At 37.5% G+C, this 23,098-nt stretch carries 18 protein-coding genes and 1 CRISPR repeat array; of the genes, 12 read left to right on the forward strand and 6 right to left on the reverse strand.

The window, feature by feature from the left end; translation table 11 throughout:
• The first annotated feature begins 22 nt into the window (after window positions 1-22).
• From IQ237_RS06175 to IQ237_RS06185, 3 genes are all read left to right on the forward strand, one after another.
• A complete protein-coding gene (locus IQ237_RS06175) occupies window positions 23-949 on the forward strand; it encodes an amino acid ABC transporter permease (RefSeq protein ID WP_194053364.1) in 927 nt (308 codons plus the stop codon).
• Window positions 950-1,130: 181 nt separating this feature from the next.
• Window positions 1,131-2,153 (forward strand): amino acid ABC transporter permease, encoded by a 1,023-nt coding sequence (locus tag IQ237_RS06180; protein WP_194053366.1) that lies wholly within the window; start codon window positions 1,131-1,133, stop codon window positions 2,151-2,153.
• 127 nt (window positions 2,154-2,280) lie between these two features.
• Window positions 2,281-3,033 (forward strand): amino acid ABC transporter ATP-binding protein, encoded by a 753-nt coding sequence (locus tag IQ237_RS06185; RefSeq protein ID WP_228019754.1) that lies wholly within the window; start codon window positions 2,281-2,283, stop codon window positions 3,031-3,033.
• Between the two features lie 156 nt (window positions 3,034-3,189).
• Here the strand turns inward: IQ237_RS06185 and IQ237_RS06190 are convergent, their stop codons facing one another.
• Complete coding sequence (locus tag IQ237_RS06190; protein WP_194053368.1) at window positions 3,190-4,506, reverse strand: recombinase family protein; 1,317 nt, start codon at window positions 4,504-4,506, stop codon at window positions 3,190-3,192.
• 505 nt (window positions 4,507-5,011) lie between these two features.
• Between IQ237_RS06190 and IQ237_RS26645 the strand changes: the two genes are divergently transcribed.
• The 5 genes from IQ237_RS26645 (at window position 5,012) to IQ237_RS06210 (ending at window position 10,332) form a co-directional block, all read left to right on the forward strand.
• The gene (locus IQ237_RS26645) at window positions 5,012-5,140 is read left to right on the forward strand and encodes a hypothetical protein (protein WP_255512628.1); all 129 of its coding nucleotides are present in this window, start codon (window positions 5,012-5,014) and stop codon (window positions 5,138-5,140) included.
• A gap of 77 nt (window positions 5,141-5,217) precedes the next feature.
• Window positions 5,218-6,327 (forward strand): sodium-dependent bicarbonate transport family permease, encoded by a 1,110-nt coding sequence (locus IQ237_RS06195; RefSeq protein WP_194053369.1) that lies wholly within the window; start codon window positions 5,218-5,220, stop codon window positions 6,325-6,327.
• Between the two features lie 97 nt (window positions 6,328-6,424).
• Window positions 6,425-6,757 (forward strand): P-II family nitrogen regulator, encoded by a 333-nt coding sequence (locus IQ237_RS06200; protein ID WP_194053370.1) that lies wholly within the window; start codon window positions 6,425-6,427, stop codon window positions 6,755-6,757.
• Window positions 6,758-7,688: 931 nt separating this feature from the next.
• On the forward strand, window positions 7,689-9,365 hold the full coding sequence (locus IQ237_RS06205; protein WP_194053371.1) for a SulP family inorganic anion transporter: 1,677 nt from the start codon (window positions 7,689-7,691) through the stop codon (window positions 9,363-9,365).
• A 382-nt stretch (window positions 9,366-9,747) separates the two neighbouring features.
• Window positions 9,748-10,332 (forward strand): exopolysaccharide biosynthesis protein, encoded by a 585-nt coding sequence (locus IQ237_RS06210; protein ID WP_194053372.1) that lies wholly within the window; start codon window positions 9,748-9,750, stop codon window positions 10,330-10,332.
• Between the two features lie 71 nt (window positions 10,333-10,403).
• Here IQ237_RS06210 and IQ237_RS06215 read toward each other — a convergent pair whose 3' ends face one another.
• From IQ237_RS06215 to IQ237_RS06225, 3 genes are all read right to left on the reverse strand, one after another.
• Window positions 10,404-11,483 (reverse strand): RNA-guided endonuclease TnpB family protein, encoded by a 1,080-nt coding sequence (locus tag IQ237_RS06215; protein WP_194053493.1) that lies wholly within the window; start codon window positions 11,481-11,483, stop codon window positions 10,404-10,406.
• A gap of 756 nt (window positions 11,484-12,239) precedes the next feature.
• Entirely contained in the window at window positions 12,240-13,082 is an 843-nt protein-coding gene (locus IQ237_RS06220; protein WP_194053373.1) for a metal ABC transporter permease, read from the reverse strand.
• A 181-nt stretch (window positions 13,083-13,263) separates the two neighbouring features.
• On the reverse strand, window positions 13,264-14,085 hold the full coding sequence (locus IQ237_RS06225) for a metal ABC transporter ATP-binding protein (protein WP_194053495.1): 822 nt from the start codon (window positions 14,083-14,085) through the stop codon (window positions 13,264-13,266).
• A gap of 90 nt (window positions 14,086-14,175) precedes the next feature.
• On the opposite strand from IQ237_RS06225, the gene IQ237_RS06230 reads away from it, so the two are divergent.
• From IQ237_RS06230 to IQ237_RS06240, 3 genes are all read left to right on the forward strand, one after another.
• Window positions 14,176-15,180 carry a metal ABC transporter substrate-binding protein gene (locus IQ237_RS06230; RefSeq protein ID WP_194053374.1) on the forward strand — a complete coding sequence of 335 codons (1,005 nt, stop codon included), beginning with the start codon at window positions 14,176-14,178 and terminating at the stop codon, window positions 15,178-15,180.
• A 139-nt stretch (window positions 15,181-15,319) separates the two neighbouring features.
• Entirely contained in the window at window positions 15,320-15,652 is a 333-nt protein-coding gene (locus IQ237_RS06235; protein WP_194053375.1) for a hypothetical protein, read from the forward strand.
• Window positions 15,653-15,729: 77 nt separating this feature from the next.
• Window positions 15,730-17,076 carry a GTP-binding protein gene (locus IQ237_RS06240; protein WP_194053377.1) on the forward strand — a complete coding sequence of 449 codons (1,347 nt, stop codon included), beginning with the start codon at window positions 15,730-15,732 and terminating at the stop codon, window positions 17,074-17,076.
• 279 nt (window positions 17,077-17,355) lie between these two features.
• On the opposite strand, the gene IQ237_RS06245 is transcribed toward IQ237_RS06240, so the two are convergent.
• Complete coding sequence (locus tag IQ237_RS06245; protein WP_194053378.1) at window positions 17,356-18,111, reverse strand: PAP/fibrillin family protein; 756 nt, start codon at window positions 18,109-18,111, stop codon at window positions 17,356-17,358.
• 157 nt (window positions 18,112-18,268) lie between these two features.
• Here IQ237_RS06245 and IQ237_RS06250 point away from each other — a divergent pair, with 157 nt between their 5' ends.
• The gene (locus IQ237_RS06250; RefSeq protein WP_194053384.1) at window positions 18,269-19,684 is read left to right on the forward strand and encodes a Rieske 2Fe-2S domain-containing protein; all 1,416 of its coding nucleotides are present in this window, start codon (window positions 18,269-18,271) and stop codon (window positions 19,682-19,684) included.
• A gap of 229 nt (window positions 19,685-19,913) precedes the next feature.
• Here IQ237_RS06250 and cas6 read toward each other — a convergent pair whose 3' ends face one another.
• Window positions 19,914-21,056 (reverse strand): CRISPR-associated endoribonuclease Cas6, encoded by a 1,143-nt coding sequence (gene cas6, locus IQ237_RS06255; protein ID WP_194053385.1) that lies wholly within the window; start codon window positions 21,054-21,056, stop codon window positions 19,914-19,916.
• 556 nt (window positions 21,057-21,612) lie between these two features.
• Window positions 21,613-22,670: a CRISPR direct-repeat array (repeat unit 37 nt; unit sequence GTTTTTCATAACCAATTCCCCGCAAGGGGATGGAAAC).
• Window positions 22,671-23,098 lie beyond the last annotated feature (428 nt).

Consider the following 23,098-nt stretch of genomic DNA (forward strand, 5'->3'; position numbering starts at 1 on the left):
AATAACTAATGACTAATAACTAATGACGAATGACAAACCCCCAATATGGCGTGATGCTCGTTTTTGGCAAATTGCAACGCAAGTTATAGCTATAATTTTAGCAATAGCTATAGTTACTATTCTAGTGCTGAATGTCAACCGGAATTTACAGCAGTTAGGGATTCAATTTGGTTTTGATTTTCTCCAACAACAAGCGTCTTTTGATATTGGCGAAACTCCTATTAACTATAATCCAACGGATACCTATCTGCGTGCTTTATGGGTTGGGTTAATTAATTCCTTGCGTGTAGCAATTCTGGGAATTATCTTCACAACAATTGTGGGAATAACTGCGGGAATTGCGCGTTTATCTGATAATTGGTTAGTGAGAAATATCAGTTTAGTTTATGTGGAGATTTTTAGAAACACACCCTTATTATTACAGTTGTTATTTTGGTATTTTGCAGTTTTTCTGAGTTTACCAAATTTAGAAAATAAAATTTCTGTTTTTGGTTTCATTAATCTTAGTCAAAACGGTTTAGAAGTTCTGGGTTTTAACTTAACTCCAGAATTTTTGACTTTGCTATTAGGGTTAACTTTTTACACAGGTGCGTTTATTGCCGAAATTGTCAGAGGTGGGATAAAATCAGTAGCTAAGGGACAATGGGAAGCGGGTTTATCTTTGGGTTTAAAATCAACTTTTTTAATGCGGTTGATTATTTTTCCCCAAGCTTTGCGGGTAATTATTCCCCCACTTACCAGTCAGTATTTGAATTTAACTAAAAATTCTAGTTTGGCGATCGCTATTGGTTATCCAGATATTTATTTTGTTGCTTCTACCACATTTAACCAAACAGGAAAAGCAGTAGAAGTAATGATTTTAATCATGCTTACCTATCTTACTCTTAGTTTAATTATTTCCTTGATGATGAATTTAATCAATCTTAAATTTCAGATCAAAGAAAGATAGTTATCAATTGACAATTGACAATTGACAATTGACAATTGACAATTGTTATCTCGTTCCCAGTCTGAGACGGGGAATGCTATCACATAGTCTCTGACTATGGTTTAATAGAAGCCAGAGTCTTCTATAATTAATTCCCATACAGAGTATGGAAAAGAGAACAACAATAAATAAACAATAACCCATGAATAAATTAACTTGGTTAAAGAAAAATCTATTTAATAACTGGTATAATACAGTATTAACTATTCTTTGTTTAATCTTTCTCTTTTGGATAATTAAAGTAATAGTAGTTTGGGTATTTACTCAAGCACAATGGCAAGTTATTCAAGCAAATTTACATTTATTTTTAGTGGGGAGATTTCCCAAAACCTTATATTGGCGTTTGTGGATAGTTTTAGGAATCATTACAACTTTAAGTGTGATTACTTGGAGTTTATTTACCAAAAAACAAAATGTCATCAAAAACCGATTTTCCCAATTTATCACACCTTGGCTTGCACCAGCATGGTTATTATCTTTTGCTATTAATATCTGGTTAATTGGAGGAGGTTTTGGTTTAAAATCTGTTTCCACAAATTTATGGAATGGTTTATTATTAACTTTATTAATGGCAATAGTTAGTATTGTACTTTCCTTTCCCATTGGAGTATTATTAGCATTAGGAAGAACCAGTGATTTATTGATAATTCGCTGGTTTTCTATTCTCTATATTGAAATCGTTAGGGGACTACCATTAATAGGAATTTTGTTTATTGCCCAAGTTATGTTACCTTTATTTTTACCAAATGATTTACGTTTAGATCGCTTAATTAGAGGAATTGCTGGACTGGTTTTATTTAGTGCTGCTTATATGGCTGAAAATGTACGCGGTGGTTTACAATCAATTCCTAGAGGACAATTTGAAGCCGGAAAAGCATTAGGATTAAATTCAGTTTTAGTGTTAATATTAATTATATTGCCCCAAGCTTTACGCGCTGTAATTCCGGCAATTGTGGGACAGTTTATAGGTTTATTTAAAGATACTTCATTGTTATCTTTGGTGGGATTGGTGGAATTAACAGGAATTGCTCGTTCTATTTTAGCACAACCGCGATTTTTAGGGAGATATGCAGAAGTTTATATATTTATTGGGGTAATTTATTGGGTGTTTTGTTATTCAATGTCTTTAGCTTCTCGCAGGTTAGAAAAGCAAGGTGACAGGTGATAGGTGACAGGTGACAGGTGACAGGTGACAGTATTAAAAGCTTTTAATTGTATAAGTTATCGTTTTACTAAATGTTATAATTCCCTTGTCTACAGCTATAAAAAATTATTCAATTGAGGTCAAATAAATGAAAGCACAAGAAATAATAAAAGAACCAATTATTATCGCTGAAGATGTTCATAAGTGGTATGGTAAATTTCACGTTCTCAAAGGAGTGAGTTTAACAGTCAACAGAGGTGAGGTTGTTGTTTTAATGGGTCCTTCCGGTTCGGGAAAATCAACTTTTATCAGAACATTTAACGCTTTGGAAGAATATCAACAGGGAAAAATTACTATTGATGGAATTACTTTAAGTAGTGATTTAAAAAATATTGAAGCTATCCGCAAAGAAGCGGGTATGGTATTTCAACAGTTTAATTTATTTCCCCATTTAACAGTTTTAGAAAATATCACTTTAGCGCCGATTTGGGTACGTAAATTACCAAAACCTAAAGCGGAAGAATTAGCAATGCAACTGTTAGAAAGAGTGGGAATTTTAGCCCAAGCAAATAAATATCCAGGACAGTTATCGGGGGGACAACAACAACGGGTTGCTATTGCACGTGCGTTAGCGATGCAACCGAAAATTATGTTGTTTGATGAACCGACTTCTGCGTTAGATCCGGAAATGGTAAGAGAGGTTTTAGATGTGATGCGAAACCTTGCTAGTGAGGGGATGACAATGGTGGTTGTAACTCATGAAGTTGGTTTTGCGCGAGAAGTTGCTGATAGGGTTGTGTTTTTGGATGGTGGTTTTTTGGTTGAGGAAGCAACTCCTGATGTGTTTTTTACTGAACCCAAGGAAGAAAGAACAAGGAAGTTTTTATCACAAATTCTTTAGGTAGGGTTGGCTGAAAACTTTTTCGTATTGCATAAAACACTTGTAGATCCCCCTAAATCCCCCTTAAAAAGGGGGACTTTGATTAATTTTTACCCATTATTAAGGTGGGTAAGGGGGGATCTGGATAAAACCTGATACTTCTCAGACATCCTCTAATTAAAAAATGAAATTTACCTGTAAATCCCAATTTTCTCCTTGACGAATTATCTCTATTTCTCGGATAAATTCTCTTAAATAAAATCGTCTTTCTACTTCTGATAAATCTAACCAAAATTGGGGAATAGAAACCGCTTCAGCAACAGCACGCAAATTGACAGGAGGGAGAATAGCTAATTGAGATTGAAGTTGAGAAATTTCTGTGCGAAGTTTATAAGCTCTGATTTTAGCTGTTTCTGTATCTAAAACTCCAGTTTCTATCAACTTGGGTAACTGTTCCAGAATTTGTTGTTGACGTGCAATTTTATCATTTAAACTATTTTTAATAGTATCCAATTGGGGAAAATTCATTCCGGCAACTGCTAAAGGTAAATCTCGACAAACAATTTCAATTGTCTTTTCCAAAACATCTGGATAAGAAATAGCACGACATTTAGGATTTTGGGGACAATTTGTATTGCGTAAATATAAATACTCTTGATTTTGATAACGCTGGGTAACACGAGTGACTATCATTCTAGACTGACATTGACTGCAAATAACCAACCCCGCTAAAGAATGGGGCGCACTAGCAGTACGAGATGGTAAACGACTATTGCGGCGTAAAAGTCTGTCAACTTGCGCTGCTTCTTCTTTGGAAATGATACCTACGTGAGTATCAGAAATAATTTCTCCATTTTGATAAGCGGTATCACCACGATAAACGGGGTTTGTTAACCAACGTCTGCCGGTAGTGACAGAGATTTTTTTAGCGTATTTTTTGGCGAGATAACGAACAGCACCGCGTAGAGAACCATAAAGTAAAAAGTTGTCAAAAAAATCTTTGACTATAGGTGATGTACTGCGATCAATAATATATTTGTCTTTACTTCTACGGTAGCCATAGGGAACTTTACCTGGTGGTGGTAAGGCTTCGAGACGATTTTTAGCGTGTCCTTGACGGATACGGCGACTACGTTGTTGACGCTGAATTTCTTGGAGTAAGTTGAGGAGTTCGACACGAAATTTAGCAGATTCAGATGTATATTGTTGTTCAGTAGCAATGACTATTACCCCCATAGCTTCTAATTGGTTGAGGCGATCGCTCACTTGTGTTAATGTATCTCCTAATTCTTCTAAACGTCGAATCAACAGATAATTTGCAGGTTCTGTTTCACAGTCACTTATTAATTGTTGTAGTTGCGATCGCGTAGCGTGTCCAGAGGACTGTCGCTCTCCCAAGTCTTGATAAATTCGATCTATCTCCCAACCCCAACTAGCTTCATCAGGTGCAGTTTCCAAGAGTGGATCAGTATAACTGTAAGCAATAATTTTCATTAGTTTTCATTTTAGGAAAATATACTTCATTATAAGATTCATTTATAGATGAAGATTTAATCTTATAGTTGGCATCAAAATTCTTTATTTCATGCCTTTTTGATGTTATTAAGTCAACTCACAGCTACGGAAATCATAATCTAGACATAATAATCATCATTAGTCTCAAAATATATATTAGAAAGTTAACTTCAAATTTAGACCAACTTATAAATTTTTTCTTATATATCCAATCTAATATTTATTTAATAATTGGCTTTTAAAGTTGATCCATTCCCAAAAAAAACCTGTACACTAAATTTCACTAGGTCAGAGATGCACCCCCATCTCACTTAGTGAGCCAAAGTCATGAAATTTTGTTCCCATAGCCGAGTTAGCCATTTTCTATCAGAAAATGTCAACTTCGCATGACTACATATATTTTAGTTCAGATGGAAAAATCAATTTCATCTGGCTTTAATTTTCATGGCTAAAAAATAGATTTGCAAATCCAGGAGATGTATTTATGTCTGACTTTTTGAATCAAATTTCTTGCCGTAAATTTATTGTTACTGCTGGAGCTTACGCAGGTGCAGTTTTCCTGAAAGGCTGTATGGGCAACCCTCCACAAGCGGGGACATCTTTAACTATTTAAAGTTTATTTAGTTCATTTAGTTCATTTAGTTCATTTATTGGAATACTCCTCATCAAAGGAGTTAAAAGGAGGTATTCGTGGATTTTGTGTCCTTATTTTTCACTGACTTTATTAAGCAGTTGCAGTCCCCAACACTCGCCTTTTTGATTGGTGGGATGATCATTGCCGCCCTTGGTAGCGAATTGGTAATTCCAGACGCGGTTTGTTCGATCATCGTCTTCATGCTGCTGACCAAAATCGGTCTGACTGGTGGAATTGCGATCCGCAACTCCAATCTGACGGAAGTATTGTTACCGGCATTGTTTTCTGTAATCACAGGGATTGTGATTGTATTCATCGCCCGCTTTACATTGGCCAAGCTGCCTAAGGTCAGAACTGTGGATGCGATCGCTACTGGTGGGTTGTTTGGTGCGGTGAGTGGCTCTACTATGGCTGCTGCCCTGACACTACTGGAAGAACAAAAAATCCCATTTGAAGCATGGGCTGGCGCACTCTATCCCTTCATGGACATCCCGGCGCTAGTAACTGCGATTGTGATAGCAAATATTTACATCAACAAGAAGAAGCGTAAAGAAGCATCCGACTCTGCCATGCAGGAGTCTTTCAGCAAACAGCCCGTTGCGGCTGGTGATTATCCCAGCACTCGGCAAGAGTATCTTAGCCAACAGAAAGATCCCGGTGATAATAAAGTCAAAATATGGCCAATCATCGAGGAAAGTCTCCGGGGTCCAGCCTTATCGGCAATGTTGTTAGGTCTCGCCCTTGGCCTGTTCACCAGACCAGAAAGTGTCTATGAAAAATTCTACGATCCTGCCTTTCGTGGCTTGCTCTCGATCTTGATGCTGGTTATGGGTATGGAGGCTTGGTCAAGGGTTGGCGAACTGCGTAAGGTAGCTCAATGGTACGTTGTGTATAGTGTGATTGCACCATTTATACATGGTTTAATCGCCTTCGGGTTAGGTATGATTGCCCACTACGCAACAGGATTTAGCATGGGCGGTGTCGTTGTCCTGGCTGTTATCGCTGCCTCTAGTTCAGACATCTCAGGTCCTCCTACATTGCGAGCCGGTATTCCTTCCGCTAATCCATCAGCTTATATAGGCGCGTCCACAGCAGTCGGTACGCCAATTGCGATCGGCTTTTGTATCCCTTTCTTTATCGGTCTTGCCCAAGCAATAGGTGGCTAATCCCAGAAGAGTCCTTGTCTGTTGGCGCTCCCTTGACCCGGCAGACTAAGCAACTCAGTATATAATATCAATTTACGTAAGTAAGGAGGTAAGCAATATGTCCAAGCGTGCCAACAAGCTCGTCATCGTCACGGAAAAGGTGCTGATGAAAAAGGTCGCCAAGATCATTGAAGAATGCGGAGCGACTGGTTATACAGTGGTGGATACCGGTGGTAAGGGCAGTCGCAACGTCCGCTCTACAGGTAAACCCAACACTTCTGACACTGATTCTAATGTGAAGTTCGAGGTACTCACCGAAACACGGGAGATGGCGGAGAATATCGCAGATAAGGTCGCAATTACATTTTTTACCGATTATGCGGGCATTATCTATATCTGTGAAGCAGAGGTACTGTACGGAAGACATTTCTGTGGACCAGACGGCTGTTGAGTCGAAACGAAACGACGCAGACCTAAAAGGCCGGGGCATGACCCCGGTTTTTTGATGGCCGTTATTCAAAACGTTTAAGAACTATAGAGATTCTTGTTTATTCCAAAAATGTTAAATTAATTTTGCTCACGTACTTAGTATCATCAGTCTTGACAATGAGACGAGAAGGCTAAACAAGTTTTAAAATACCCAGAAATACAGAAAAAGTTGTAACTTTACCACAGGCTTGGAAAGATCATATATCGGAGAAATCGGCAAAACCGATAATGGGATAGTAGTAGTATTTAAATATTGCATTCAAGAAATACATTCAAAAAATAATTTTTTGAGTGCCAAAGGCTGTATGCTATTTTTATTCAAATTAGTTCTAGGGTAAGTTCTGGTTTTTTGTTACTAGGATCAACTCTGTTACGTTTATTTTCGCTTACTTGTGTTAATAAACGCAATTTAAGTGCAACTAAGTAACAGCATTTTCTAGTCACATAAAAATCTTTTTACCTAGTTTCACCGGACATAACACTTAATCTTCAACTCACCAAAATGCAAATGCCCAAAAATGATAACATTTTCTTAAAAAATCATTTTGTCAAGTCTCATAGATATCTAAAATATATCTAGCCATTGCCAGCTATTCATTGCAATTTTTATGGCAATTTTAGCAAACATACACACTAACAATCAGATAGAACTCAGTCCTTCAACGTGAGAGAAAAGGTAGCTTAGATACTCCCACTATTTGCAAAAATGGGAGTTATTTAAAGCCACCCAATAATTATCACTGTAAATAAATATAACATGATTAAATTTCTCCTCAAATTTGAGTTTCTAACAGGTGAGTGTAGATGTTTTTATATGGCTAAAATTGTGAGTTTCATGAGACAGAAAAAACCTGTCTAAACCGTACAATTTTGTTGTCATTGAGCATCCACTAATGGAAATAACCAATACTATTCATACCCGCAATTTACGCGGTGATATTTTCGGCGGTGTGACTGCCGCCATTGTATCTCTACCACTAGCTTTAGCCTTCGGTGTGGCTTCCGGTGCTGGTCCAGTTGCCGGTCTTTATGGCGCTGTTTGTGTAGGATTTTTTGCAGCCTTATTTGGTGGTACACCTACCTTAATTTCTGAACCTACCGGTCCAATGACAGTAGTCATTACTGGTATTATCAGTTCTTTCACAGCAAGAGATCCAGAAAACGGTTTGGCTATGGCTTTTACCGTAGTCATGTTAGCAGGGTTATTTCAAATCATCTTTGGTGTTTTCAAGTTAGGGAGATATATCACCCTCATGCCCTACAGTGTAATTTCTGGCTTTATGTCAGGAATTGGGGTGATTTTAATTATTTTGCAAACAGCACCTTTCTTGGGACAGTCAACCCCCAAAGGTGGAGTTTTAGGAATAGTCAAAAACCTACCTGATCTCTTAGCGAATATCAACCCTATTGCTTTGATTTTGGGGGTAATGACGGTAGCAATTATTTATTTAACGCCGTCAAAAGTTAAACGTATTGTTCCCCCTCAGTTAATTGCTTTAATAGTAGTAACTGTAGTTTCAATTATCTTTTTTGGTGATGCTGATATCAAACGTATTGGTGTAATTGAAACTGGTTTACCCAAAATCCAAATGCCAACCTTCACCTTATCAAACCTAACCCTGATGTTAGTTGATGGGGTAATGTTGGGGATGTTGGGATGTATTGATACCCTATTAACTGCGGTAGTTGCTGATAGCTTAACCCGCACAGAACACAAATCTGATAAAGAATTAATTGGTCAAGGTATTGCTAACATTGTCTCTGGTTTGTGTGGTGGTTTACCCGGTGCGGGTGCAACAATGGGAACTGTTGTTAATATCCAAACTGGGGCGCAAACGGCAGTTTCTGGTATTACTCGTGCGTTGGTTTTATTAGTGGTAGTTTTGGGTGCTGCTGGTATAACCAAAGATATTCCAATGGCTGTTTTAGCGGGTATTGCGCTAAAAGTAGGTATTGATATTCTGGACTGGAGTTTCTTAAAACGTTCTCACAAAGTTTCTCTCAAGGGTTCTATCATCATGTATGGTGTGTTACTCTTGACTGTGTTTGTAGACTTAATTGTGGCTGTAGGTGTGGGTGTATTTATTGCCAACATCTTAACCATTGAACGTCTTTCCAGCATGAATTCAGAAACTGTAAAAGCTATCAGTGATGCTGATGATAACATTGATTTAAGTGAAGAAGAAAAGGGTTTGTTAGATCAAGCCAATGGTCGGATTTTGCTATTTTATTTAAGTGGCGCGATGATATTTGGTGTTTCTAAAGCCATTTCTCGTGAACATAACGCCATTCAAGATTGTGATGTAATTGTTTTTGACTTGAGTGATGTACCAATGATGGGTGTAACAGCTTCTTTAACTCTTGAAGGTGCTATTCGAGAAGCTTGTGAAAAAGGTCGTCAAGTGATTCTTGTTGGTACAACAGGTAAAGTTAAGAAACGTCTAGAAAGTTTGGGAGTTTTAAGTTTGTTACCTACCCATCACTTGATGGTAGACAGAACAGAAGCACTCAAACAAGCGGCAGCTTTAGTTGATAGCATGGCAGATCAAAGAAATACACCTGTTGTCTAAGCTCTAGCTCTATCAGTCAAAAACAATAATCCTCAATTTTGTGATACAAAGTTGGGGTTTATTTATCTAAATAGGGTTTGCTGAGAAAGTCTTTTCTTGAGGGTATAGGAGTCAGGAGTCAGGAGGATATTTGAAAACTTCTTTCCCAATTGGGAATTGGGAATTGGGAATAGTAAATGAATTAAGGTGTACCTCATAGTAATAAAATATACTACGTCTTCGCCGATACAAGGTAAAAACAGATTACCTAGCATTTGAAAAATTTTAGGAGCGTGGTATGGGAAAAAAGGTGGGCAAGATGCGCACAAAATTTATATGATCGAAACAATCCGGTTTCAAACTTCGCCTTTGAATATGGTAATTCCTATAAACTCCCAGAACAATGCGTTTAAGATTTTCTCAAGAGATAAAGTCTTTACTGCAACGTTTATCAGAACAGTCACTAACTCTAGGTGATGTTCTGACAGAAACCTCAGAACGGGGTTTTAGCTTGGTGATTGCATTATTAGTTTTACCGTTTTTGTTTCCCATGCCTCCAGGGTTAACTGGTCCTTTTGGGGCTGCTTGTTTGCTTTTGTCTTTGCAGATGCTATTTGGTAGGCGATCGCCTTGGCTACCTAAAAAAATCGCTAATTATCAATTTCCTCGCCCCTTTGCTCAAGTTATCCTGCAAAACTTACGTCGAGTCACTTCATTATTAGAAACCATTACTCGTCCTCGCTTGACAAAAATTGCTTCTCATGATTTTGTTTGGCGATTTAATGGCTTTTGTATTTCCTGGTTGACTGTTCTATTAATGTCACCTGTTCCCTTTACCAATCCTATCCCTACCATCGGGATTTTACTTTTTGCTGTTGCCAGTATTGAATCGGATGGTTTATTGATGTGTATTTGTTATGTCATGACAGCTTTGATTACCTTGCTATTTGCAATGATTGGTTATGCTGTCTGGTTAGCTGCTATATAAAACCTAGACAAAGCTAGACTTTACTTTCTACTTCAACAGGAGCATGGGAGCAGTTATCCCTCGGTAGACTTTCACGCTTTAGCCAAACGCGATAAATTAATTGCAGCATTCAGATCCCTATCCATCTCAAAACTACAGTTATCGCAGTGATAAATTCTTTCAGATAAAGAAAGACTATCTTTTCTATGTCCACAGTGAGAACAGGTTTTACTTGATGGATAAAATCTATCAGCAATTATAATTTCACAACCAAACTTTTTAGCTTTATATTCTAGCTGACGCTTAAACTCATGAAACCCACAATCAGCTATTGCTTGGGCTAATTTATGGTTTGATAACATCCCTGAAACATTCAAATCTTCTACTACTATCTTGGCGTGGTTTTTGCATAAGTAAGTAGTAAGTTTATGAAGAGTATCTTTTCTCAGGTTTGCTATTCTTGCATGATGTCTAGCTAGTTTAATTTTGGCTTTATGCTTATTGTTTGAACCTTTAGCTTTTCTACAATAGACTTTGGATAATCTTTGTAGTTTAGCTAGATTCTGTTTATAGTGTTTAGGATTAGGAAATATAACACCAGTGCTTAGTGTAGCTAGTTCCTTGACTCCTAAATCAACACCAACAACAGCATGGTTTTTGATGGTTGGTTGACATTCTTGTTCATAAGAAAAGGCTATATACCAACTATCAGCAGTCCTGGAAATAATAATACTTTTACAGGTGGTGTGAGGTAATCCTTCATAAGTTTTTACCCATCCAATTGTTGGTAGTTTTATTGATGTACCACCTACAGGAATTGGTTTACCACCATTATCAATTGTCAAACTATCATTTTTCCCTTTCTTTTTGAAGTTGGGATATTTAGACTGTCCTTTAAAGAATCTCTGGAAAGCCTCACCTAAACTATCAAAGGCGTATTGAGTGATTTTCTGACAAATACCTTTTTCCTTAATCCATGTCAACTCAGGTTTTACGTGATTATTAAAGAATTTTTTGAGGATATATTTATTTGGCTTTAATCCATCTTTGTACAAATCCTGCCAAGTAGCTAAACCCCAATTATAGGTAAACCTTGCTATACCAGCGTGTTTAGCCATTAATATTTCCTGGGTTTTGTTTAACTTGAGTTTTGTTTTGATGGATAAAAGCATTTGCTGATAGCTTGCGTGGCGATAGCCATTTTCAACACTATACTTTATCATTTAATTCTGACACATTTTGCTTAATTTTTTAGTCAACTTATTCCATGTATACTTCAAATACTTGTAGTTTTGTATGTACTTGTATAGGTTTGTCTAGTAAATTGTCAACTTAGGACAAGCTCCCAGTTGGCTGTAAAAGTTGGTTGTAAATTTTCAGATTCTAGCGAAATCTAAAATTTTTGCAAAAAATACTATTTCCAGATACAATCTGCTATAATAAAATACCCAGCAAAAAAGCTCTGGGAAGTGCATCATTCACACAATACACCATCAAGCAATTCAAAATTGCTTAAATAAAACCCCCAGCTAAAAGCTGAGGGTAATGATCTAAATTAAGGTGCATCTACTTTTTTTCTTATCCGTTATGATTTTGACTAGATCCGGAAACTTTCGGTTATGCAAATATTTTTTTGTATATAATCGAAAAATGTTTTAGTGAAACCCCCAGTTCCACCTGAGGGTAATTGATCAATTAAGGTTTATATATTTCCGCCGGGGTGTCTGCCAAATCAGGAAGAATTTAACAAGAGCGATCGCTTTTTTGCCCATCCTTTGTGAAGATGGCTAAAAGGTGATACTCTACAGGAAGTGAGCTACTTACAGCAGTTTCGAGGTAAATGAGGTGCAAGGTTAACAGGCAGGATGCCTGTTCCACAAGGGTTTTATGATTTGAGTTTGTACCTCACTGGTATGAAATATGCTGTATTACTTGTTTCCTGCCTTCTGAAAAATTCCATGTCTAGGACTAAACAAAAAAGCTAAGACAAATAAACCCGAAACAACCAACACAATTGCTGGACCAGAAGGTAAATTATAAAAATAGCTCAGATACATTCCGCTAATACTAGAAATTACACCAATTACCGCCCCTAAAATCATCACTTCATGTAGTCTTTTTACTAATAAATAAGCAGTTGCCCCTGGGGTAATTAATAGTGATAATACTAAAATAACTCCTACAGCTTTCATGCTGGCGACAATTGTTAAAGAAATTAACAACATTAAACCAAAGTTTAAACGATTAACTGGTAAACCTACGGCTTGTGCGCCTAATGGATCAAAGGTGTAAAATAACAGTTCTTTGTATAGTAAAAAAACGATGATTAAAACTATAGCAGCAATGATAGCTGTGTCTCGCACTTCGTCAACTGTTACGCCAAGGATGTTACCAAATAAAAAATGATTGAGGTCGATTTTATTACTTTTTTGAATAACTGTAATTAGGGTAATACCAAGGGCAAAAAAAGCTGAAAATACTATCCCCATTGCTGCATCTTCTTTGATGGGGGAACGGGTTTTAATAAATGCTATGGCTATGGTACTTAATATCCCAGCAATAAAAGCTCCAATAAAAATGTTAGCACCTATCATGAAGGCGATCGCCAGTCCTGGTAGTACGGAATGGCTGATCGCATCACCTAGTAATGCTAGTCTTTGTACCATTAAGTAACTACCAACTATCGCACATAATAAACCTACTAATATGGCGATGATTAATGAACGTTGCATGAAGCTATATTGTAATGGTTCAATTAGTGTGTTTAACATTAGGAAAGAGGTGACAGGTGACAGGTGACAGGTGACAGGTGACAGGTTACAGGTTACAGGTTACAGGTTACAGGTTACAGGTTACAGGTTACAGGTTACAGTAAATAGGCAAGATTCATAAATAACTAATAACTAATAACTAATAACTAATAACTAATAACTAATAACTAATAACTAATGACTAAGCTGCAAAGTAGATGACTTTTCCTCCGTAAGCACGATGTAGGTTTTTTTCTGTGAGAACTTGTTGGCGTGAACCTGTGGCGATTAGTTCACAATTCAGTAAAATTAAATCATCAAAATGGGTGATTGATTCGCCTAAGTCGTGGTTTACTACTAATACAATTTTATTGGCTGCTGTTAGTTCGTGAAAAACTTCAAAAATTATGGCTTGGGTTTTTTGATCTATTCCTACAAAGGGTTCGTCAAAACAAAAAATTTCCGCTTGTTGCGTTAATGCACGGGCTAAAAATACTCTCTGTTGTTGTCCTCCAGATAGTTCCGATAAAGGGCGATCGCTGTATTCTTTCATTCCTACCCGTTCTAAGGCCTCTTTTGCTACTTGACGGCTGACTGCCGAGAAACTACGCAACCAACCTGTTTTTTTTACACGCCCCATCATCACTACATCCCATACTGTAGCAGGATAATTCCAGTCTATTTGGCTTCTTTGTGGCACGTAGGCAACTTTTTCTAGTTGCTGCTTTAAAGGTTTATTTTCATACAAGACGTTACCGCTACTTGTAGGAACTAATCCCAAAATAGCTTTCATCAAGGTGCTTTTACCAGCGCCATTGGGTCCAAAAATTCCTGTTAATTTTCCTGGTTTAATTATGCAGTTCACATCCCGCAAAGCTTCTTGTGTGCGGTAATGTACTCCTAAATGAGAAATGTTAATGGTTGGTTGAGAACTCATATCAATAGATTTTCTCGCTTGTACAGGTATTTCCTGTGCCTGTCTACGTAATAAATTGAATTTTTGGTAAAAAGAAATATTTTGCATATCCGTGTTTAAAATATCCATTCTTTGAGCTTACTATAAAAATGAGAAAAAAATGAAAACTCCAATAATTTGAATTAATCAATTAGATAAATGAAACTAATACCAGGGATAGACTGCCGCACTGTGTTTAAGAAAACAAAGATTGCTTTCAATATTTACCCGTTTTGTTTGGGAATATTTCTACCTTTGTTTTTATTTGGTTGTACTTCTTCCGAGTCGCAACCACCGGGGGATGGTAAGCCGCAAGTTGTAGCAACTAGCACTATCATTGCTGATTTAGCGGAGGAAGTTGGAGGAGAGGAAATAAATTTAACTGGTATTCTCCAACCAGGTGCAGATCCGCACGTTTATGAACCTGTACCCGCAGATAGTCGAGTTTTGGAAACAGCGGATTTAATTTTATATAACGGTTACAATTTAGAACCGGGAATTATTAAGTTAATGAATGCTGCGGGAGGAAAAGCGAAAAAGTTAGCAGTGGGGGAAGTTGTTGAACCTTTAAAACTAGAAAAAAGTAAGGGGGAAATTGTTCCCGATCCTCACGTTTGGGGAAGTGCGGAAAATGCTATCTCTATGGTGAATGCTATTAGAGATTCATTGATTGAGTTATCACCAGAAGACAAAGAAAAATTTACTCAAAATGCGGAAGAATTGACAAATGAATTACAACAATTAAATAATTGGATTCAACAACAAATTCAAACTATTCCCCCAGAAAAACGCAAATTGATCACTACCCACGATGCTTTTCAATATTATGCTAATACTTATGGTTTGGAAATTGCGGGAACTTTAATTGGGATTAGCACTGAAGAACAACCAAGCGCCCAAACTGTCAAACAATTAGTTGATGAGATTAAAAAAATAGGTGTGCCGGCAATTTTTGCGGAAACTACAATTAATCCCGCTTTAATTAAAACAGTTGCCCAAGAAGCAGGTGTTAAACTCGCACCCAATGAACTTTACTCTGATTCTATTGGTGAAAAAGGAAGTGATGGAGAGACTTACATCAAAATGATGGTAGCTAATACCCGCACTATTGTTGAAGCTTTAGGAGGTAAATATACACCTTTTCCAATTCCAAATCAAAACTAAATTTCATACTCACACAAATTCAAACTCTCTCTCCAGAAAGAACCACTTTCAAAATTGATAATTGATAATTGATAATTGGAAATTAATTATCCATTGTCAATTGTCAATTGTTAAATAGTTGTTTATTTTGGATAGGGTTATGACTAATAATCATCAAGATGATCAAATTAATCAACCAGTAAGTAAAGATAGCTTTTCTAGAGAGAAACCAAATGTTAAAGAAAGAAATTTAACTGCTAATCCTGGTGATAGAATAGCTGATGAAGCACAAACAATTGAAGAAAAAGCCCAACAAGTTGCTGTAGATGTTCCTGATATTACAGGTGATCAAATTACAGTTCCCACTTATTTTATAGTGGAAACTGCTGATGGGGAGAAAAAAGCTTTGCATCATGTTAAAGATGCGGAAGAAATTTCTGATGTGATTCGTCAAGCACGAGTAAATGAGAAAGGTGAACGCATTTGGTGGTAAAATAGAGGTGAGGGCAGCAGTCACAAAGCCCAAATTTTCGATATAAATAAATATGTAATTTATTTTTTGCTGTCACCTTGTCTCAACTGCAAGAAACTCATTTAAACCGCGCCCGTGCTAGTCTTAGACAAGCGATATCTTGGTATGGATATCTCCGCAAGTCAGGCCAGCTATCATCTAAACAAGAATTAGCAAGTTTGGTAAAACCAGAAATAGAGGTTTTAACCACCACTCTCAGCAAACTAGACTCTAATGTGGTGAGAATAGCGGCCTTTGGTTTGGTGAGTCGTGGTAAGTCTGCGGTGTTAAATTCTTTGCTGGGGGAAAAAATTCTGCAAACTGGACCTCTTAATGGTGTGACTCAATGGCCGCGATCGCTACGTTGGAAACCAGGTGGTAAGGTAATTGTCGAATTAATTGATACACCTGGTTTAGATGAGATTGAAGGAGAAACCAGGGCGCAAATGGCGCGAGATGTGGCACAGCAAGCTGATTTGATTTTGTTTGTGGTGTCAGGAGATATTACTAGAACAGAGTATCAAGCATTACTGCAATTACGCCAAGCGCAAAAACCGCTGATTTTAGTATTTAACAAAATTGATTTGTATCCTGATACAGATAGAAAAAGCATTTATCAGAGTTTACAAGTTTTAGGTGCAGGACATCCGCACGCTAAACCATTATTACCGGATGAAATTGTTATGGTTGCAGCAGAACCTGCACCGATGGAAGTCAGGGTAGAATATCCTGATGGAAGTGTGAGTTATGAATGGGAAACCCCACCCCCCCAGGTAGATGAATTGAAACAAACAATTTTGAATATATTAAATAGAGAAGGGCGATCGCTTTTAGCTTTAAATGCACTCATTCAAGCGCGGGAAGCTGAAGAAATTATTGCCCAAAAAACTCTTGATTTTCGGCAACAAGAAGCAGAAGATATTATTTGGAAGTTTGCCAAATATAAAGCTTTAGGAATAGGTTTAAATCCTATTGCTTTTTTAGATATTATTGGTGGTGTAATTACAGATTTAGCTTTAATTCGTTCCTTAGCTAGATTATATTCTTTACCCATGACTAGTTATGAAGCGACAAATTTATTAAGAACGATTTTATTAAGTTCCGGTGGTTTATTATTAGGAGAAATAGGCAGTAGTTTTGTATTAGGTTTAGGTAAAAGTTCTGCTGTTATTGCTAGTGGTGATAATCCTCTCAATATTACTACCTTTGCTGGCAGTGCGATCGCTCAAGCTGGTATTGCTGGTTATGGTGCTTATGCTGTGGGTAAAGCTGCACAGGTCTATTTAGAAAAAGGCTGTACGTGGGGACAATTGGGCGCTAATACCGTCATTCAGGAGATTTTGACCCAAGTTGATAAAAATACAATTTTGTATCGTTTAAGAGAAGAATTGATAATTGATAATTGATAATTGATAATTGACAATTGATAATTTTGGTTCTTCAGTACATAGTATGCAAAATCAATCTCAAAAAACTGCGGAAGGCTTAATATACATAAGACATAAGCTACAGATATTGGATATTTTTACAAAAATTGCCTCTTTACCCTGTTCCCTGTTCCCTCTTTCAGACTGGTAATTTAGCATAACAAGTACGGTAGAACCATAATTTTTTAATTCAGGGTTTCACACCTCTCCTTTCTAGGAAAAAAAACAAAAATTATCAATTGTCAATTGTCAATTGTTTTAACCCAGTCTTTCACAAACTAAAACAGTTCCTTTTTCTCCACGAGTAATTCGCAATTCTTCATCTAAATAAAGAATTTCTAAACGCCCTTTAGGAGAACGATTCATCATAAACGAAACTTCTCCAGTTTCAGAGTTCATAGTTTGTGGAGGAACTAAACCAAACATCAACTTTAAAAAACCAGACATCAAAATATCTCCTAAACTTCTTTTTTCTGGTTTACCTTGTTCACTAAAAACCGCTTTCCACTCTTCTAAATTAGTTGTAGATTGCGGTTTTAAAATTCCTCCTGTAAATTGCACTTGTAGCAGTTTATCACTTACAGTTTGACAAATTCCTTGGTTGATCACAATTCCCGAAAGTTGGGGAAAAGATTCATCAATAGTTGTAAATTCAACTACAATATCATGAGTTCTTTGTTCTCCATTTCCTATTGGAAACACAGGTTGCAAAACGCGATCAATCACTAATTTTAATTTTGTTGGTTGAAACATATTAAAAGCCAAACGCCCCAAAGTATAAGCATATTTACCATTTGCTAATAGTTCACCTTGAGGAAAATTTGGCGCACTGATCAACAACCATTCACTATCCATTAAACTACCACTTTGGGCTGGTGCTTTTGTCGGGTTAAAAGATTGGAGATTTTCAATTGCAGCAATGACATTTTTATCTTTGGTATTGCCACCACAAGCAGCTAATGTTTGACGTAACTCTGTTTTAGCTGCTGTACATTTTTCTGTGTCTACTACCATAGTTTTACTTTAGGTTTCCTTTTTTTGTTAAAATACTTGAGTAATACAATTTTAGACAATTGGCTAATTTTTGAAATCTATCTGTCAGGATGATTAAAAAATTGTTATCTTAGTTTTGGGAAACTCAAAATTATTTACAATCATTGTTAATTCTATCATGTCCAGCAGTATAATCCAGTCAAACACATCTCCAACCATAACCACAGAATTACTTCCCGCTGGTGGACTCGATCCAGATCGCTTTGATTGGCAAGAGGTATGGTATCCTGTTCATTATGTCGAAGATTTAGACAAAACCCAGCCTACTCGCTTCACTTTGCTAGAGAAAGATATTGTTTTATGGTGGGATAATAACGCGCAGATGTGGCGAGCATTTTTAGATCAATGTCCCCACCGTTTAGCGCCTCTATCAGAAGGTAGAATTAATGAAGATGGATTGTTAGAATGTCCTTATCATGGTTGGACTTTTTCAGGTACGGGAAAATGCGATCGCATACCCCAACAAGTCGCAGGAGGAAAAGCAGAAATTTCTCAACGTGCTTGTGTAACTTCATTCCCAACCACAGTTAAACAAGGAATGTTATTTGTTTATCCGGGAACTGCGGAAAATGCTGCTAAAACTCAAGTTCCCATTGTTGATATTTTAGATCAAGAATCAGAAGGTTGGGTTTGTCTCAACACTTTTCGAGATATTCCTTATGATGCTTTGACATTAATGGAAAATGTCTTAGATTCCAGTCATATACCTTACACCCATCACCGTACCGTCGGCAACCGCGCTAATGTTTCTCCTGTGGAATTAGAAGTAGTAGAATCAGGAAAATGGGGATTTAAAGGAATTTGGGAAGAAGGACCGCGTAAAGGTACTTTAGGAAAACAATATACTACTTTTATTGCTCCTGGTTTAATGTGGCATGACTTGACATCTAAACAGTTTGGCAGAACTTTAACTGTTGTTTATGCTACTCCAATTCGTAAAGGAGAATGTCGGTTATTTGCGATTTTTCCTTTTAAGTTTTCTTCTAAATTACCAGGAATATTTTTAAAATTAACTCCCCGTTGGTATTCACATATTGGACAAAATAGAGTTTTAGAAGATGATCAAATTTTCTTACATCATCAAGAAAGATATTTAGCCGCAAGGGGTGGAAGTGAGAATTTTACTAAGGCGTTTTATTTGCCAACTAAGGCAGATTTATTTGTTTTTCAATTGCGTTCTTGGGTGAATCAATATAGTATTGATCCGTTTCCTGGGAAAAGTTTTTCACCACCATTACCAAAGGAAGAATTATTAGATAGATACCACTCTCATACAGAAAAATGTTCTAGTTGTCGGAGTGCTTTGGCTAATTTACAAAAGTTGCGAATGGGGGTTGCAGGGTTAACAGTTTTGGTTTGGGGGTTGCTTCCTTTGCTGATGTTTGTTTATGATCAGCAGGATATTTTGACTATGGGTTTTCTTTCTTTGGTTGTGGTTGGTGGTGCGGGAGTTTGGTTTGGTTTGGGTAGGTTGGAAAAACGGTTTTATCAGGGGCGGTTGATACCACCGAGAAATTTACCGGAGAAGAATTGACAATTGACAATTGACAATTGACAATTGGGGGTTTTTGGATAAGTGAATCACATTTTTAAATCTCACGCAAAGACGCAGAGGCGCGGAGTAAGAGAATAAGAGGATAATAAGGGTGTGGTACAAACTGTTTCTTGGGTAGGGGTAATTCATGAATTACCCCTACTGTTTTGCGGAAGTCCTGAAATACATGAAAACTGCTGTCAAGTTTGAATTAAAAAATTGTCAATTATCAATTATCAATTGTCAATTGTTTTAGTTCTCTACGGGCTAATTTAACGTAGGTTTTGACGGTGGAGTAGGGTATTTCTAAATCTTGGGATATTATTTTTAATGATTCTCCCATTTCTCGTCTTGCTAATATTGTCGCCCAAGTTGTGGCTATTTTTTCGGTGCGATCGCCTCCTGTGCGTTTGCGTGTTGCGGTGAATATTGCTGTTAGTTCTTCTATGCGTTCTGGTAGCAGGTTGTTGATAATTTCTGCTGATGTATTGGTTTCTGGTTCTACCCATTCTAACAGGGTTTGTCCGAGTCCAAAGGTGGTTTTATGTCCTGTGCCACAGTAGGGAGCAAGTTGAATTAAGGCATAAAATAATTGGGTAAATTCTATGTTGGTTAATGCTGTTTTACTTAACCCCAGAGATATCGCTCCTGTAAAACCTGTGACTGAACCCCGTTTACCTGCTGCAACTTTTACTGTTTCTAAGCGGTATTTGTGAATGATGACGTTTTCATCTATCCATTCTAAAAAGGGATCTTGTTCTATGGACATTCCTGAAAAGTCGTTCCAGCGTCTCAGGTAACTATGAAAAAGATTAACAGGAACGGGAAGGGGGAAATGATGACCTTTGCGGCGAAAACTGGTAGGAGAAATAAAACTCAGATTAATATTTGTGTGTTTTCCTAGAGATGATTGCAGTATTTGGTGATAGGTTGTTGGTGGATGGAGAATACTAACTTTTTTTATTTGTAAGCCAGCATCTCTTAAATTTAGGGTTGGTGGAAGTTGGGTTAACCACTGACTTAAAAACTGAACTACTGGTTGGGAAAATGTGTGAAGATGCCAGCGATAGGTTTGGTTTGCTTGCAGTTGTAGTTGTTTACCTGCGGGAAGCAGTTGACCTTCTAAAGCTGAGATGTTGAAGGGTTTTTCTGACTCTCCATCATGAAGATATGCGGACAGGGTAGGGTTAATTTGTCTTACTTGATCGAGAAACCAAGCATGAAGTCCAATGGTGTATTGTGAGTATAGGTATGTGGAATTGGTTGCTTCTAGGTCAAAGACTAGGCCAACTAATTCGCTATTATCTGCCCATACTAGAGGGGTATTTTTAGCTGGGGTTTTGCGTTTGTTGGATGTAGCTGTTCTGGGCATGATTTTGAGGCTACATGATGTGATTTTCTGTATTTTACTATTTTTAGTCCCCTGGTGGGGATGGGTGAGAAGTGGGGAGTCGGGAGTTGGGAGTCGAGACTTACGGAAAATATCTCTAAAACTCTCTTTCCTTCGTGTCCTTCGTCTCTTCGTGGTTCATTCTTCAAAAGTCAGGAGTCGAGACTGACGGAAAATATCTCTAAAACTATTTTTAGTTTTGTAAAGTTGAGAACTTGGGAAAATATCGCATTTTAACTACTAACATCCTTACTATTTCATCATTTGAGCGATTGTAACAGAATGTTAAGAACTTTGATGAGTTTGGCGCAAGCAGCTACAGAGCTTTACATTCAGCAATATTCTGTAATCTTGAGAAAATGTTGGTTTTTTGTCTTGACATCTTGGAGTTTTTCGGTTAGATTATTTTTATTGGCTGGAAACGGCAATCAGCACCTTGAAAATTAAATACTTGTTTGAAATGTCACATTCTAGTTTCCGTAGCTCGGCGCAAATGCACTCTGAAAGCTATTTGTGGCAAGTGTTTCGTAGGTATAGGGTTTTTCATAACCAATTCCCCGCAAGGGGATGGAAACTTTAGTATAGCCTCTACCCATGTGAACAATTGACGTTTATCCCCGTTTTTCATAACCAATTCCCCGCAAGGGGATGGAAACTCCCAAGATAACTTCGTACACTTGAGAGATAGGGGCTACTAAACGTTTTTCATAACCAATTCCCCGCAAGGGGATGGAAACGTAAGCATAAACAGGTTTGTCCAACCTGTTATATGTTTTTCATAACCAATTCCCCGCAAGGGGATGGAAACTCTTAGCTAATATTTTTTGTATACCGTACTCCCTATCCCATGCGGGTTTTTCATAACCAATTCCCCGCAAGGGGATGGAAACGACTCTGCAGTTAACAGGCTTATCAGTTGAGGCTGCGTTTTTCATAACCAATTCCCCGCAAGGGGATGGAAACCTTGTCGGCTTTGCAGGTAAGACTAAAGTTATGCAAGGAAGGTTTTTCATAACCAATTCCCCGCAAGGGGATGGAAACTTTGTTCTTGCCCACCAAGTTGACCATTAGGTCTTTGGTGGCTGCTTTTAGTTTTTCATAACCAATTCCCCGCAAGGGGATGGAAACCAGTGTATTCAGACTCTTCATAGTCGTAGTCGTAGTCTGTTTTTCATAACCAATTCCCCGCAAGGGGATGGAAACTTCTTTCTCTTAAAGCCGCTAAACGTGCCTTAGAGGCTGTTTTTCATAACCAATTCCCCGCAAGGGGATGGAAACACCTAACTGGTTAGCAGCAAACCTTACAAGGGCTTCTGTATCAAAGTTTTTCATAACCAATTCCCCGCAAGGGGATGGAAACGCAGCAATCCGCTTTTCAATCTTCTTAACACGCTTGTGCCCTGCAGGTTTTTCATAACCAATTCCCCGCAAGGGGATGGAAACGACAGACAGCTATGGCGTTTTAATTGAAAAGATTATAGCAACACGTTTTTCATAACCAATTCCCCGCAAGGGGATGGAAACTCTCCCGTCGCACGTCCACGGGATATCAATCGAGCGTTTTTCATAACCAATTCCCCGCAAGGGGATTGAAACGTTTAAATGAATCAAATTGAAACAGATATTGCAAAGATAATTAACGCCCAAAGATTAAGATTTTCGTAGGTTGGGTTGAACAAAGTGAAACCCAACAAACCCTTATCAATGTTGGGTTTCGTTCCTCAACCCAACCTACGCGATTTTATTTTTTTGTGCTTAACCGACAAGTATTGAAACAGATATTGCAACAATAATTAAAACCCAAAGATTAAGTTTTTCAGAACTTTTTTAAAGTTAAGGCTGCATAGCTATAAAGTAATAGAAGTAAATTAATTTAACCAGTAATTTACAAGATAAAAATCGAGCAAGTAGGGGATGCTGAATAAATGTAAAACCTGGATAAATCAAGGGATTGAGGATGATGAAAATTAAAATTGTGCCAGGCTTTAGGCACTGTGAACCTAAGAAAGCTTGCACTTTGTTAG

The organism is Sphaerospermopsis sp. LEGE 08334 (assembly GCF_015207205.1).
Classification (GTDB): domain Bacteria; phylum Cyanobacteriota; class Cyanobacteriia; order Cyanobacteriales; family Nostocaceae; genus Sphaerospermopsis.

Coding starts and splice junctions, on each gene's coding strand:
- IQ237_RS06180 (WP_194053366.1), top strand. CDS start 1,131: ATGAATAAATTAACTTGGTTAAAGAAAAATCTATTTAATAACTGGTAT.
- IQ237_RS06220 (WP_194053373.1), bottom strand. CDS start 13,082: ATGTTAAACACACTAATTGAACCATTACAATATAGCTTCATGCAACGT.
- cas6 (WP_194053385.1), bottom strand. CDS start 21,056: ATGCCCAGAACAGCTACATCCAACAAACGCAAAACCCCAGCTAAAAAT.
- IQ237_RS06185 (WP_228019754.1), top strand. CDS start 2,281: ATGAAAGCACAAGAAATAATAAAAGAACCAATTATTATCGCTGAAGAT.
- IQ237_RS06245 (WP_194053378.1), bottom strand. CDS start 18,111: ATGGTAGTAGACACAGAAAAATGTACAGCAGCTAAAACAGAGTTACGT.
- IQ237_RS06225 (WP_194053495.1), bottom strand. CDS start 14,085: ATGCAAAATATTTCTTTTTACCAAAAATTCAATTTATTACGTAGACAG.
- IQ237_RS06190 (WP_194053368.1), bottom strand. CDS start 4,506: ATGAAAATTATTGCTTACAGTTATACTGATCCACTCTTGGAAACTGCA.
- IQ237_RS06205 (WP_194053371.1), top strand. CDS start 7,689: ATGGAAATAACCAATACTATTCATACCCGCAATTTACGCGGTGATATT.
- IQ237_RS06175 (WP_194053364.1), top strand. CDS start 23: ATGACGAATGACAAACCCCCAATATGGCGTGATGCTCGTTTTTGGCAA.
- IQ237_RS06250 (WP_194053384.1), top strand. CDS start 18,269: ATGTCCAGCAGTATAATCCAGTCAAACACATCTCCAACCATAACCACA.
- IQ237_RS26645 (WP_255512628.1), top strand. CDS start 5,012: ATGTCTGACTTTTTGAATCAAATTTCTTGCCGTAAATTTATTGTTACT.
- IQ237_RS06215 (WP_194053493.1), bottom strand. CDS start 11,483: ATGCTTTTATCCATCAAAACAAAACTCAAGTTAAACAAAACCCAGGAA.
- IQ237_RS06210 (WP_194053372.1), top strand. CDS start 9,748: ATGCGTTTAAGATTTTCTCAAGAGATAAAGTCTTTACTGCAACGTTTA.
- IQ237_RS06230 (WP_194053374.1), top strand. CDS start 14,176: ATGAAACTAATACCAGGGATAGACTGCCGCACTGTGTTTAAGAAAACA.
- IQ237_RS06200 (WP_194053370.1), top strand. CDS start 6,425: ATGTCCAAGCGTGCCAACAAGCTCGTCATCGTCACGGAAAAGGTGCTG.
- IQ237_RS06235 (WP_194053375.1), top strand. CDS start 15,320: ATGACTAATAATCATCAAGATGATCAAATTAATCAACCAGTAAGTAAA.